This is a genomic window from Marinitoga piezophila KA3 (assembly GCF_000255135.1).
GTDB lineage: Bacteria > Thermotogota > Thermotogae > Petrotogales > Petrotogaceae > Marinitoga > Marinitoga piezophila.
The window spans coordinates 2011053-2025452 of the sequence record NC_016751.1 but is presented as its reverse complement, the minus strand read 5'-3'; the positions used below and the strand labels follow the sequence as shown (position 1 = coordinate 2025452).

The following is a 14400-nucleotide window of genomic DNA, read 5'->3' as shown; positions in this document are numbered from 1 at the left end:
AGTCTGCAACGGCCGGCGGGAACGAGAATTTTTGAGGATTAGAATTTTCTACCTGTTTGAGCGATTATTATTATTTCTATTTTTCATAAAACTTTCTAAGATCAGCTCTCAAGTCGTATGAATGAACTTTCTATAAAAAAAGACTCACCTAAGTGTGAGTCTTTTAAAATTTATCAACAATTTTACTTAAGAAAATATCCAGCAATTCGGGATCAAATTTTTTACCTTTCATATCCTTCATATACTTTATAACCTTTTCTTTTGGCCAGCCAGGTCTATATACCCTATCAGATACAAGCGCATCATAAACATCTGCTATAGCTGTAATTCTTGCTTCTATTGGTATTTCTTTTCCTTTTAATCCTTCAGGATAACCACTTCCGTCCCAATTTTCATGATGATATTTTGCAATTGATGCAGCTATTTTAAATATATCTTTATTTGAAGATGCAAGTATTCTATAACCTATAACTGTGTGTTCTTTCATTATTTCAAATTCAGAGTCTGTAAGCTTCCCTGGTTTATTTAGTATATAATCAGGTATTCCAATCTTTCCAATATCGTGTAACATAGAAGCTATTTTAAATTCAAATGCCTTATGTTCTTCTATTCCTGCAGCCTGTGCAATATCATATACAATATTTGAAACTCTTAAAACATGTTCACCTGTTTCTTCAGAACGTGATTCAAGTAATTCACCAAGGGTAAATATTATTTCATATAGCGTTTCATTTAATTCATTCGAAATTCTCATTTTTTCAACAGTAGTAATTATATGCAACAAGAAAAGGTTTAGCAGGTTTTTTAAATTTTCAGGAATTGGTTTTTCCGAACTTACACAAAATACTTTTTGCCTTTCTGTATCAGAATTAAATATAACAAAGAACTCCTTCTCATTTTCCCAGTGTATAAAATTCTTTTTATTACTATGAAACTCCGGATAATCTTCACATATTTTTGTATTTAATATAATATCATAGTTTTCTGCCATATTTCTTACCACTTTACATGAACTCTCTAAAAATATATCTTCATTGGTTTCACTGGTTGATTCTGTAGCAAATCCAAATATTGTTTTCAAAGATTCGGCTTCTTTTTCCAGATTTACTATATCTCTATATGACCTTAATCCGGAAAGGATTACTGTAATTAGTCGTTCTGATGTTAATTCTGTTTTTTCTCTATAATCGTTTATATCATAATTTAAAACAACTTCTTTGTTAGGGGCATATCCCGGCTGTCCTGTCCTGATTACAAGACGTGTTTTATGATTTTTTAAATTTTCACGAATATATTTTACAAGATCAAGACCTGCATGTTTATCTTCCATTACTACATCAATTATTGCAAGTGCAATATCTTTATCTTTCCTTAAAATTTCAAGCGCTTCTTCTTTAGAATATGCACTGATTAACTTTATAGGTCTTCCTTCAAAGGTTAGTCCTTTTAATACTATTCTTGTTACTCTATGAACATCTTTTTCATCATCAACAATAAGTATTTTCCATGGTTTTGATTCTATGACATTTTCAGCAGTTTCAGCATCATTATCTACGAATTTTATAAACTCTTCATTGAAGTCCATTGTATCACCCCCTATTTCGACTCAGAGACAACCTTTGGAAGAATAACTGTAAATTTCACACCTTTTCCCGGAGCGCTTTCTACATATATTTGGCCCTGCAACACAGTGTTTACAAGGTTATATACGACATTCATACCTATACCACTGCTTTCACCGGAATTGTCAGTGGTAAAGAATGGTTCAAATATGGCACTTTTAGTTTTTTCATCCATACCCCTACCATTATCTGAATATATAATTTTCACACTATCTTTTTCATTAAATACCTCTATATTTATTCTACCATTTTCTTTATAATTTTTAAAACCATGCTTTAAAGAATTATCAATAAAATTGGTTATTATTTGAGCAATAGCTCCAGGATATGTAACCATTTCTATATCATCAGGACATTTTAAACTTATTTTATGTGATGTTTTTCTGATAACAGGGTTTAATGATTTTAATATTGCTTCTAATTCCTCTTTTAGATTTACTTTTAATTTTATGTTGGAAACTTCCTGCGCTGATACTTTTTTAAGACTTTTTATTAAATCAGACATTCTCATTAAATTGGCAAGTATAATATCCAATAATTCGTTTCCTGAATTTAAATAATCTTCAAACAGTTTTTTAGATACCTGCCCGGATATATATCCTTCTTCAAGTTTTTTGAAATCTTTCATTAATTGTGTAACCGATGTATATGCAATTCCAAGAGGTGTATTTAAATCATGAGAAATATTCGCCACAAGTCTACCCAATGACGCCATTTTTTCTGAGTTTATAAGCAATTCCTGCGTTCTATTTAGATTTTCTATGGTATTTTCCAGTTCTTCAAGCGTATCTTCAAGCTCTCTATTGGATTTTTCAAGCTTTCTTTTTGTTTCATTTATAACAACCATCTGATTATATAAAAAGGCTAATAATACATAAATTAAAAACCCCAACAATTTTACATAAAAACTTCTATTGACCATTTTTACATACATTTCACCTATATATATTCCATTGTTGTCCAGTGATTTAGATAATGAAACTTCATGAATAAAATTCATTTTTTCAAAAAAAAGATCTATTTTATTTAATTTTTTGGGATTTTCCATTTTAAAGAATAAATTTCCTGACTCATCATAAACAGCTATTTCTCTATATTCAACATTCTTAAAAATTATATTAGATATATCTTCCATAGCCTTATCATTATATTCCCACAGATAATTTTTAAATAACAGGCTTATGTAATTATAAAAATCATTTATATAACTTTCTGTTCTCTGGGTATAATAAAGCATAAATATAATATATAGTAAAAATATCAGAAGATTTATAAATATTGTTTTTAACTTCATTAAATCACCTCTATTGCCATAAATCTTCATATGTAATGTTATATTTTTTCAATATTTCCCTGTATTCTTCTGTTTTCTTAAATCTTTTTAATTCTTCATTAAACATTTTTATTATTTCTTCAGAGAATTCATTCTTTCTGGAAAGCCCTATATAATACATATTTTTTTTACTAATTGGATAAAAATAAACCTGACCTTTATAATTAAATTTTTTCAAATAATATAAAGCCACATTTTTATCTATTACATATATATCAAATCGATCATTAATAAACCCCTTTATTCCAATTATATCATCTGATACAGCATAATATTGTAGATTAAAATCTTTTAATCTGTCATTATAATTAAATCCCTTTACATATCCACATTTATAATTGCTTATATCATCTTCAAAGTTTATATTTTTATTTTTATATATAAATACATCTGCACCTGTACTTAATGGTTCTTCTGAAAATAACATATACTTTCTTCTCTCATCTGTAACAGAAAGAGAAAAAGTTCCATCTATAATACCTTTTTTTATATAATCCAATACGCGCAACCAGTTTAAATAAATAATATCCACCTTAAATCCCATGTTTTCAAAAACTCTTTTTAAAACCTCGGTGTCTATTCCTTTCCATTCACCATTTTCATACCATTCATATGGCGGCCAATCAACATTGGCTAATTTAAGATAATTCCCGGGTTTTGCAAATTCCTTTAAACCATATTTTTCCAGTATTTTTTCAACAGTTCCATTAATTACTATTTCTTTTATTTCCTTATCTACAATATTTTTTATATCTTCGGAAACTTTCCTGGAAAATCCTATATAATGATAATATTTAGGCATCGGCATATTAACAATTTTCGAGATTTTTTTTAAAGATTTATTGTAATAATATCCAAGCGTAAGAGAGTTATAAAATACACCCTCTATTTTATTTTTCAAATACGGATTAATTGCTTCTTCTATATTTTCAAATTCAATAGCTTTATTTTTGTTTTTGGTTACCTCAAAAAACAGCTGTTCTGTCTTAGTTCCTTTAATTACACCAAGTTTTAATTCGTTTAGCGATTTATTAAAATCCTTATTTGTAAGAATCATATAGGTTACAGAATATAATGGAAAATCTGAAAAATTCATTATATTTTTCCTATAATCATTTTTTGCTATTCCAATAAAAATATCAATAAATCCTTTTGATAATTCTTCTGTGATATATGTCATGTTTTTAAATTTTCCATCCCATTGAATCTCTATATTATATTTTTCAAGTCTTTTATTAAGCTCTTCATATATTTCATAGCATATACCTTTTACTTCATTATCTTCAATATAATATTTTGGCGGGGCAATTTGAAAGGTGGTCTTTAAAATTATTTTATCTGAAAAAGCCATTATTACAGCTAAAAAAAATACAATTAATACATACACCTTTTTTTTCATATTGCCACCCCCAATATTTATATTGATAACATTATTTAAATTATATCACTTTTTTAATTTTTCAACAAATCTATTAATTTCAAATGAATCTCTGTAAATTTTTATAATTCCAAATTCAGACAAAATCTCTTTTGTTTTTTCTATATTAAATTCAGTTGTTTCAAATAAATAATGCTTTTCAAACAATAAATCTGGAAACTCATTTGATAATCGCAGAAAGAAATCCTGACCATCTTTACCTGCAACCAATGCATTTTCAGGTTCATACTTTAATGAATTTGAGTTTATATAAAATTTTTCCTCTACATACGGGGGATTGGAAACTATAAAATCTACTTTTTTTAAAACTTCTTCTGGAATGTTATAAAAAATATCACTTTCAAAAAATTCTATTTTCACATTAATTTTATCAGCATTTTTTTTAGCAACTTTTAAAGCCTTTTCAGAAATATCAGATGCATAAATATTAATTTCCGGAAAGCTTTTTTTTAATGCTATTGCAATTGCTCCACTACCGGTTCCAAGATCAAGTATATTTTTATATTTATTTTTTTCTATTATTTTCATTGCAATTTTAACAAGATCTTCTGTTTCTATCCTCGGAATTAATACATTTTCATCAACATATAATTCAAAATCCATAAATTCTGCAGATTTGGTGATATATTCCACAGGATAATCTTCAATAATTATCTTATTCAGGAGTAATAGCAATTTATCATCTATTTCAAAATCACGATCGAGGATAATCTTTGAAAATTCTATTTTTTTTATTTTTGAAATTAATTTTGCAACAAAAGAAAGGGGATTAAATATCCCCTTTTTTAACATTATTTCCCTATTATTTTTTATATATTCATTTAATCTCATATTCCAAGTATTGTTCTTACTTCATCTGAAGCTTTTGAAGGATCCCATGGAGGATCAAAGGTTAATTCTACTTTTACGCTTTTTACACCTTCAATTGATCCAACTTTATTTTTCGCATCTTCTGTAATCATCCCTGCGAGAGGACACATTGGTGTTGTTAATGTCATTAATACATGAACGTTATTTTCCTCATCAACATTTACGTCATATATAAGCCCTAATGAGACTACATCAAAACCTATTTCCATATCATATACATTTTTTAAAGCATTCATTACATCTTCTTTAGTTATTTTTGCCATTGCTTTCATCTCCTTTGAAATATTTTGAATTAATTATTACCGTTGAATTTGATTTAAATTTTTCAAATTCTTCAGCGACCAATTTATCAAATAATTTCTTTGCTTTTTCATCTTTTAATTTGTTTATTATTCTTTCCTTTGCCTCATCAATAGTTAAAGATCTTTTAGGATATTTCTTTTCAATCTTTATAAGAGAATAAATAGAGCCACTGTATTTCATTGGTTTTAATATTGCGCCTGGAAAGGAAGATTTTATTTGATTAACCAGATCATTTGTATTATCTTCAAGAGAAATAGTCAAAGACGTTGCTTCTGAACTTTCCAATTTTGTTTTATATACATCATCATATGTATAATACCCATCTATTATTTTCTGATATACAAGAGAAGCCTCTTCGCTTGTTTTAAAAAGAATCAAATCCAATGTTGCTCGTTGAGGACTATAATATGAATCTTTATTAGCTTCATACTCCGCTTTTATTTCCTCATCTGATACTTCTACATTTTCAAGAAGATATTGATAAATCGCTGATATTGCTTTTTTATATAACTTTTCATGATATATACTATAAATATATTGCTCTTTATTTTCGAAACCCTTTGATAATAAATAAAGCTTTATTTTATCTTCTGACAATCCTGAACTTTTAAATACATTATTTATATCATTTGAAATGCTATTAAAAAGTTCTTCTTTTTCAAGATTTATCCCTTTTTCTTTTTCTGTAAATTGAATAAATAATATTTCACCACTTAATTTATCCAATTTCATTTTTTCATATTTTTGAATTGTTTGGTTTCCTTCTTTGCTTCCAACGAGCACTTTGTAAAATTCACCATTTAAATTGTTTATTCCTCTTAATAATTCAAGCGTCTTTGCCTGTGATTGGAAATAATCGTAATTTACAGCTTCACCATTGATTTTCACAATGGTTTTATCCTCTAATTCCTGATAACTAACTACACCAAAAACAGATACAATAGCAAATACAATCATCATCAAAATCAACAAACCTTTTTTCATTCCTTATCCTCCCCGTTTTCAAATTTCTTATATTTTTCAAAATATTCCTTTGCAGCCTTTGATAACAGTGAATCTATATTTCTTTCTTTTTTTACAAAATAATAGATTAAATGCGTTAATAATTCTATTTCATTATTTTCGTTACCTTCATTTTCAAGACTTTCCAAATCTCTCTTTAATAATTCAAATATATTTTTTTCTTTATATGGGTCATAATCCACTGCAAATGAATTTTCTATTAATCTTCTTAAATTCATTAATGGTGGAAGTCCTTTATTTATCTCACCTATTTTTGAATATTGCTTTTTCCCTTTTTCTTTAGCCTTTATTTTTTCCCATTGTTCATATGAATATTCCCCTTCATTTTTAAAAACATGTGGATGACGACGTATCATTTTTGAATTAATTCTTTCAAGCACATCAACAATTGTAAATTCATTATTTTCTCTTGCAATTTGTGAATGAAATACAACCTGCAACATTACATCTCCTAATTCTTCAATTAATTCATCCATATTATTTTCGTCTATTGCATGCACCACTTCATATGCTTCTTCAATCATATATGGTTTTAAGCTTTCGTGAGTCTGTTTTCTATCCCACGGACAACCATGTTCAGAACGTAACTCTTCCATTATTTCAAGCAATTGTTCAAACTTTTCTCTGGCTTTATCCCTCATATTATCCCCTTTCATTAAAGTACTCCTATTCTCATTAAACGCATGGTGGAAAATTCTTTTTTATTAATTGAAACGTTTTTTTCAATAATCATTCTTTTTATTGGATTAAAGGTTATTCTATGAAATTCTTTTATTCCATTTTCTTCTATTAGTTTTATATGTTCTTTTGTTGGATATCCTTTATGTTTTTTCATGTTATACTCCGGATATTGTTTATCAAGTTCTACCATTAATCTATCCCTATAAACCTTGGCAAGTATTGAAGCAGCTCCTATTGTTTTAGACTTTGCATCTCCTTTAACAATACATTCATAATTTTCAATACTTAATTTGAAATTCTTGCCATCTATTATAACATAAGCATTTGAAAGATTATATTTTTTTAAATTCCTTTCAATTGCCAGTGTCGTTGCTGAAAATATGTTATAAATATCTATTTCTTCAGGTGTAGCAATTTCTATTGAATAATTAAAGTTTTTTATTAATATTTCATAAATCTCTTCTCTTTTCTTTTCTGATAATTTTTTTGAATCATTTGAAATCTCTTCAAGTATTTTAAGTTGATTCTCATTTTCCACTTCAATTGCAGCAGCAACAACAGGTCCTGCCAGCGGTCCTCGCCCAGCTTCATCAACCCCTATTATTTTACCATATTTTTTTAAATACTCAATATCCATTGCTCTCACTCTTTCATTCTTATATTATTATGTTTTAAGATTTAATAAATGCTACACTTAATTATTACAAATTTATATGAAAAAAAGCTTAACATTTATGGTAAAATTAGTTATGAAAAAAATATCAAAATTTTTAATACCGGGAGGGAAAAAAATGAATTTCTCACAAAGGGTTTTAAACATGCAGGCATCACCTATTAGAAAGCTTGTTCCATATGCAGAAGAAGCAAAAAAAGCTGGAAAAACTGTTTTGCATTTAAATATAGGACAACCAGATCTTGAAACTCCAAAAGCATTTTTTGATTACATTGAAAATTATAAACCTGAAGTTATTGCCTATACTCATTCAGCAGGATTAATGGAATTAAGGGAAGCATTTTCAAAATATTATAATAAGCATGACATTCCATTTACACCAGAAGAAATTATCGTTACTAATGGCGGAAGTGAAGCTATTGTATTTGCATTGGCTGCTATTGCTGATCCAGGAGATGAAGTAATTGTAATTGAACCATTTTATGCAAATTACAGAGGATTTGCCGAAATGATTAACGTAAAACTCGTTCCTGTAAGAGCTTTACCTGAAACAGGATATGCAGTTCCTTCCACAGAAGAATTTGAAAAAGCTTTATCTTCAAAAACAAGAGGCATTATTTTCTCAAATCCTTCAAACCCAACAGGAGCTGTATACTCAGAAGAAGAATTAAAAAGAATTGTAGATTTTGCTAAAAAACACGATTTGTTTATTATTTCTGATGAAGTTTATAGGGAATTTACATTTGACGGAACAAAACATATTTCTACAATGGCCTTTGAAGAATACGATAGAACAATTGTTGTAGACAGTATTTCAAAAAGATATAGCGCATGTGGTGCAAGAGTAGGTGTTTTCGCTACCAAAAACAAAGAATTATACAACCAGGTAATGAAAATGGCTCAATCAAGGCTCTGTCCTCCAATGACAGCTCAATTAGGAACTATAGGACTTCTTGAAATGGATGATTCATACATAAAAGAAGTTTACGAAGAATATGATAAAAGGAGATTAGCTGTTTATGAAGAGTTGTCAAAAATAGAAGGTGCTGTATTTAAAAAACCAAAAGGTGCATTTTATGTTTCTGTAAAGTTACCTATTGACGATAGCGAAGAATTTGTAAAATGGATGCTTACAGATTTTGCTATTGACAATACTACTGTAATGGTTGCACCACTTACAGGTTTTTATGCTACAGAAGGTTCTGGAAAACAGGAAATAAGAATTGCTTATGTTCTTGAAAGTGAAAAATTGAAAAAGGCAACATATATACTCGCTGAAGCTGTTAAGGCTTACAATAATAGGTAGGTGAAAATATATTGAAAAAAGAAATTATTTATGCAATTGAGTATCTGGAAAAAAAAGGGTTAATTAAAGGAACATGGGGAAATGTTAGTATTAGAGACGGAAACAGGATATATATTACTCCATCAGGTGTTCCATATGATGTTTTAAATGTGGATGATATATCTGTTCTTGATTTTGAAACAGAAAAACATATAGACGGTTTAAAACCATCAAGCGAAAAAGCTTTACATCTTGAAATCTATAAGAATTTTCCTGAAATAACAGCAGTAGTTCATACACACAGTCTTTATGCTTCAATTTTTTCAGCTTTGAGAAAACCTGTTCCATGTTATATTGAAGACCAGGCACAAATTATTGGCGGGGAAATACCAGTGGCTGAATATAAGCTTCCCGGAACAAAGGATCTTGCTATAGAAGCAGTTAAAAAGTTTAAGTTAGGAGTTTATGGAATTTTATTAGCAAATCACGGAATTGTGGCAATAGGAAGAACTTTAAAAGAAGCTTTAATAGCAGCTGAAATAACAGAAAAAAGCGCTAATATAGCTTTTAATGTTGAATTAATGGGCGGAGGACATAAATTATCAGAAGAAGATATTAAATGGATGAGAAATTTATACATTGCTTCTTATAGTAAGAACTTGTAAGGATAATTTTTATTATTTATCTTAGATATCCCAAAAAGCTTTTGCTTTTTGGGTAATTTTTTGGGATTAACTTAATTAAAAAAATAACAATCTAACAAAAGGAGGTTAAATATGAAATCATTAAAAGCTCAAATGATAGGTATTATTATCTTAATCTCTATTCTTCCAATGGCTATATTTACCGGAATTAGCACATATAACAACTATAACAAGAGCTTTGAAAATTATAAAAAACATCTTCGTTCAGTTACCGATACCAATGCAAAGTTATTAGAAACATATTTTGACCCAATTATAAACCTTTTAAATACATTATCCAATGACATTAATGTAAAGTCGGCATACAGCAATCAACATGATGAAAGAACCAATATACTTAAAATATTTAAAAATATTGTTGATAATTACCACTATGCAGCAGTATATATGGGATTAAAGGACAAAACTATGTTATCCATCCCAAGTGATGATTTGCCTGCTGATTATGATCCAACATCAAGGCCATGGTATAAGGCTTCAATGAAAACGCCGGGAAAAATCATAATTTCTGAACCATATGTTGATGCAGGAAATAATGACGTATTAATTACTGTATCAAAAACAGTTACAGATCCACAAACAAATGAGATTATTGGAGTAATTGCAATTGATTTATCAATAAAAGAACTGGTTGATACATTCTTTGGTGACGATAAAGTATTTAAGGAAGAATATTCTTACCTTGTAAACAGCGAAGGTATTACTTTAATGCACACAGATCCTGAAAAATGGGGAGTTAATGTTAAAGATTCGGAATTTTTCAGAAAATCCACAAACAATAGCGGTTTAATTGAGTATACTCAAAACGGAAAAAGAATATATACATTTTATTCGAAGGTTAAAGGTATAAACTGGATAATCTACACAGCAATACCTAAAAAAGCAATTACAGACGCAGTATGGAAGGAAACTTCAGTATTAATTGTTGTATTCCTTGTAATAATGATTGGTGCTTTTGTAATTGGTATTGTATTTGTTAATAAAGCAATTACAAAACCTATTTTAATTATGACAAAAGAAATGGAAGAGGTTGGAAAGGGTAATCTTAACGTTAAAGTTCATGTTGATGCAAATAATGAATTGGGTGTTCTTGCTAAAATTATGAACCAAACAATTGCTTCATTAAGAACACTTGTTGAAAAGGTTCAGGAATCTTCAAAAACATTAATTGAAACATCTTCAGAAGTTTCTAATTCTATTGATAAGAATTATGAATTAAACTTGAGAATATACGATGAAATTGAAGAAATTAACTCCAAGGTTCAGGACGCTTCTTCTTCACTTGAAGAAACAACTGCCGGTGTTGAAGAAATTGCTGCTGCAGCACAAAACGTTTCAAGATCAACTCAGGAAATAATGGAAAGATCAACTCAGGTTTCAGGACTTGCTAAAGAAGGTTCAAAGAACGTTGAAGAAGTTAAAACAAAAATGATTGACGTTAATGAAAAAGCAAAGGAAAACGCAAAAACAGTTAAGGTACTTGCAAGTGAAACTGCTAATATTCAGGAAATTGTTGAAACAATTAACTCAATTACAGAACAGACAAACCTCCTTGCATTAAATGCAGCTATTGAAGCAGCAAGAGCTGGAGAAGCAGGAAAAGGATTTGCTGTTGTTGCTGATGAAATTAGAAAACTTGCAGAAGAAAGTAAAAAAGCCACAGAAGAAATTGCAAATATACTTGGAAAAATACAAAACAGCGCTTCAGAAGTTGATAAAGAAACAGAAAATGTTGTTGAAAGTATAAATGAAGCAAACAAGATGGTATTTGAAATTGCAGAACAATTTGAAAGTATCACACAGGAAATTGAAGGTATTTCAATGATGATTGACAGCACTGCATCATCAGCAGAAGAGCAAACAGCATCAACAGAGGAAATTGCAGCTGCTGTAGATACTGCAAATAAAGCTGTTACAAGCGTTGCTGAAGATGTAATTAACTTCAAGAATGAAATAAAAGCACAGAACGAAGACTTTGCAAAGATTACAAAGGTTGCTAATAGACTTGAAGATTTAAGTGAAGAACTTAATACTCTTATTAAACAATTTAAAATCTAAAATCTAAAATTTAAAGCACTTCGGATTTCAATACCGAAGTGCTTTTTTTATTTAACTCAAAATCAAAAATATTTTTCGTTACGCAAATTTAAAGTTTTTCCATTGTATTTTTTTTAAAATTTAATGATATAATATTTACAAATATCTCTATATTAAAAAAAATTCAAAGGGGTGTGGAATATGAAAAAGGTAAATTTTCATCAAACGCTGGGGTTTAAGGTTATTTTATCTGTTTCAATTGTTATCATTGTCGGATTTTTGATAAACGGTATTGCAATGTATAAAAACCTTAAAAACTTGACAGATCAATATGTAAAAAACGGCGTATTAAAGCAAAGCGTGGAAAACATTGCTACAACAATGGAAACATATCGTACAGGAACAGAACAATTAAAAGAAGAGATGATGGATGCCTCTATTTTAAGGTTAAAAACCTTAAATGCTGTTGTGAAAGATATAATTAACAGCTATGTAGAAAAAGCAAAAAAAGGTGAAATGTCCTTTGAAGAAGCTCAAAATCTTGCAAAAGAAGCTGTTCGAAAAATAAGATATGACAATGGAACTGGATATTATTATATATACGATGAACACGGAGTAAATATTATGCATGCTGCTAAACCTTCTCTTGAAGGTAAAAATTTATATGATTTAAAAGATAAAACCGGAATATATATCCTTAGAGAATTAATAAACAGAGCCAAAGAGGCTTATAAAAATAATGATGATGGAATTTTGCTTTTCCACTGGTCAAAACCTGGAGAACCAGAAGATAAATTATTTCCAAAATTAGGTGTTGCTTTCTGGATTCCTGAATTTAAATGGATGGTTGGAACTGGAATTTATATTGATGATATAGATAAAAAATTAGATGAAAGAAAGAAAAAATTCCTTGATTCATTATATGAAAAATTATACTCAACATCATATATTGGAGATAATACATATCCTATAGTATATACAAAAGATGGAAAATATTTTATATATAAGGACAAATCTAAAATCGGAAAGGAAGCTACTGCTGTTGATCCAAAAAGTGGTAAAAAAATTGTTGATCTTGCCATTGAAAAGGAAAATGGTTTTTATGAATATTATTTTCCAAAATCTACAAATTCTGATAAATTATACAAAAAAATCGCTTATGTGAAAAAAATGAGCGGCGACTTATATGTTGTAATAACAGCCTATGAAGATGAGATTTATGAATCATTATATAACTCCACTATACAAAATATTCTTATTCTATTATTAATTCTTGTTATTATTGTATTTGTTATATTCTACATAATGAAAGTACTGGTTACAAAATCCATAAATAGACTTGTTGATAACATCAAAAAAATTGAAAACGGCATATTAAACGAAGAAATAAAAATTACATCAAAATCTGAAATTGGACATCTTGAACATTCACTTGAAAATATGAGAAAATCCTTAAGATTATTAATAAAATCAATAATCTCAGAAAATTCCAACTTGATTAAAGAAAAAAATAATCTTTTAAATGCCTCAAATAAACTAAAGGACGTTACACAAAAGGTCGAAGAAACCTTAAATATCGCTCTTACAGAATCTGATAACGCTGCATCATCAATTGAAGAAACAACATCTGGTGTTGAAGAAGTTGCTTCTGCGGCTCAAATGGTAAGTTCAGCAGCACAGGATTTAAGCGAAAAGAGTACAGATGTTGAAAATTCTGTAAAATCAGGAGAAAAGAGTATTGGAGAAATATTAGAAATAGCCACTGAAGCCAGAAATGCGGCAGTAGAAAATACAAAAAGCGTTAAAAATTTACAGGAAAAATCTGCAAATATCGGAGAAATAGTTGATACTATTATAAGTATCGCTGAACAAACAAATCTTCTTGCTTTAAACGCTGCAATAGAAGCAGCAAGAGCTGGAGAAGCAGGAAAAGGATTTGCCGTTGTTGCCGATGAAATTAGAAAACTTGCAGAAGAAACAAGAAACGCCACAGAGAATATTTCTGACTTATTAAAAGGCATAAAAGACGAAGCAGATGCTGTTAGCCAGAAATCATTAAATGTTTCAAAAATTATAGAAAGGGTTTCAGAAAAGAGTTCAGAGGTTTCAAAAGAATTTGAGGCAATTAAGAATTCTGTTGTAAATATTGTAAGTATGGTTGATAGCCTTGCTTCAAGTTCAGAAGAACAGAGCGCTTCTTCAGAAGAAATGGCAGCAGCTATGGATCAGGCGTCAAAAAATGTTCTTCATGTGAACGAGTATGTTAGAGAATCAAAAGACGAATTTGTTTATATAGAAAAAAGCAGCGAAGAACTGCTAAAAACATCTCAAATCTTAGAAGAATCTGTAAGGAAATTGGAAGATTTAATAAAAAAATTCAAGATATAAATGTACTGATATATATTTATATGTTAATACTTTTGCAAAACTC

The 14400-nt window shown here is 28.8% G+C and carries 12 protein-coding genes; 4 read left to right on the top strand and 8 right to left on the bottom strand.

Features of this window, described 5'->3' with window-relative positions; translation table 11 throughout:
* Nucleotides 1-163: 163 nt before the first annotated feature.
* From MARPI_RS09550 to MARPI_RS09515, 8 genes are read right to left on the bottom strand one after another with little or no spacing between them, the layout of a single operon-like run.
* Entirely contained in the window at nucleotides 164-1585 is a 1422-nt protein-coding gene (locus MARPI_RS09550; protein ID WP_014297387.1) for an HD domain-containing phosphohydrolase, read from the bottom strand.
* Between the two features lie 11 nt (nucleotides 1586-1596).
* Nucleotides 1597-2916: a sensor histidine kinase gene (locus MARPI_RS10850; RefSeq protein WP_014297386.1), complete on the bottom strand. Its 1320-nt coding sequence runs from the start codon at nucleotides 2914-2916 to the stop codon at nucleotides 1597-1599.
* A 10-nt stretch (nucleotides 2917-2926) separates the two neighbouring features.
* Nucleotides 2927-4354 carry a substrate-binding periplasmic protein gene (locus MARPI_RS09540; protein ID WP_014297385.1) on the bottom strand — a complete coding sequence of 476 codons (1428 nt, stop codon included), beginning with the start codon at nucleotides 4352-4354 and terminating at the stop codon, nucleotides 2927-2929.
* Nucleotides 4355-4399: 45 nt separating this feature from the next.
* A complete protein-coding gene (gene prmC, locus MARPI_RS09535; protein WP_171814215.1) occupies nucleotides 4400-5185 on the bottom strand; it encodes a peptide chain release factor N(5)-glutamine methyltransferase in 786 nt (261 codons plus the stop codon).
* 35 nt (nucleotides 5186-5220) lie between these two features.
* Nucleotides 5221-5526, bottom strand: coding sequence for a metal-sulfur cluster assembly factor (locus MARPI_RS09530; RefSeq protein WP_014297383.1), 306 nt, complete (start codon nucleotides 5524-5526; stop codon nucleotides 5221-5223).
* Nucleotides 5510-6550: a peptidyl-prolyl cis-trans isomerase gene (locus MARPI_RS09525; protein WP_014297382.1), complete on the bottom strand. Its 1041-nt coding sequence runs from the start codon at nucleotides 6548-6550 to the stop codon at nucleotides 5510-5512. The genes MARPI_RS09530 and MARPI_RS09525 overlap by 17 nt, the downstream gene beginning before the upstream one ends.
* The gene (locus MARPI_RS09520; protein ID WP_014297381.1) at nucleotides 6547-7245 is read right to left on the bottom strand and encodes a MazG family protein; all 699 of its coding nucleotides are present in this window, start codon (nucleotides 7243-7245) and stop codon (nucleotides 6547-6549) included. The genes MARPI_RS09525 and MARPI_RS09520 overlap by 4 nt, the downstream gene beginning before the upstream one ends.
* A complete protein-coding gene (locus tag MARPI_RS09515; RefSeq protein ID WP_014297380.1) occupies nucleotides 7245-7907 on the bottom strand; it encodes a ribonuclease HII in 663 nt (220 codons plus the stop codon). The genes MARPI_RS09520 and MARPI_RS09515 overlap by 1 nt, the downstream gene beginning before the upstream one ends.
* A gap of 154 nt (nucleotides 7908-8061) precedes the next feature.
* Here MARPI_RS09515 and MARPI_RS09510 point away from each other — a divergent pair, with 154 nt between their 5' ends.
* The 4 genes from MARPI_RS09510 (at nucleotide 8062) to MARPI_RS10845 (ending at nucleotide 14357) form a co-directional block, all read left to right on the top strand.
* Entirely contained in the window at nucleotides 8062-9249 is a 1188-nt protein-coding gene (locus tag MARPI_RS09510) for a pyridoxal phosphate-dependent aminotransferase (RefSeq protein ID WP_014297379.1), read from the top strand.
* An 11-nt stretch (nucleotides 9250-9260) separates the two neighbouring features.
* On the top strand, nucleotides 9261-9893 hold the full coding sequence (locus MARPI_RS09505) for a class II aldolase/adducin family protein (RefSeq protein WP_014297378.1): 633 nt from the start codon (nucleotides 9261-9263) through the stop codon (nucleotides 9891-9893).
* Nucleotides 9894-10004: 111 nt separating this feature from the next.
* Complete coding sequence (locus MARPI_RS09500; RefSeq protein WP_014297377.1) at nucleotides 10005-11990, top strand: methyl-accepting chemotaxis protein; 1986 nt, start codon at nucleotides 10005-10007, stop codon at nucleotides 11988-11990.
* 180 nt (nucleotides 11991-12170) lie between these two features.
* Nucleotides 12171-14357 (top strand): methyl-accepting chemotaxis protein, encoded by a 2187-nt coding sequence (locus MARPI_RS10845; RefSeq protein WP_014297376.1) that lies wholly within the window; start codon nucleotides 12171-12173, stop codon nucleotides 14355-14357.
* Nucleotides 14358-14400: the final 43 nt, after the last annotated feature.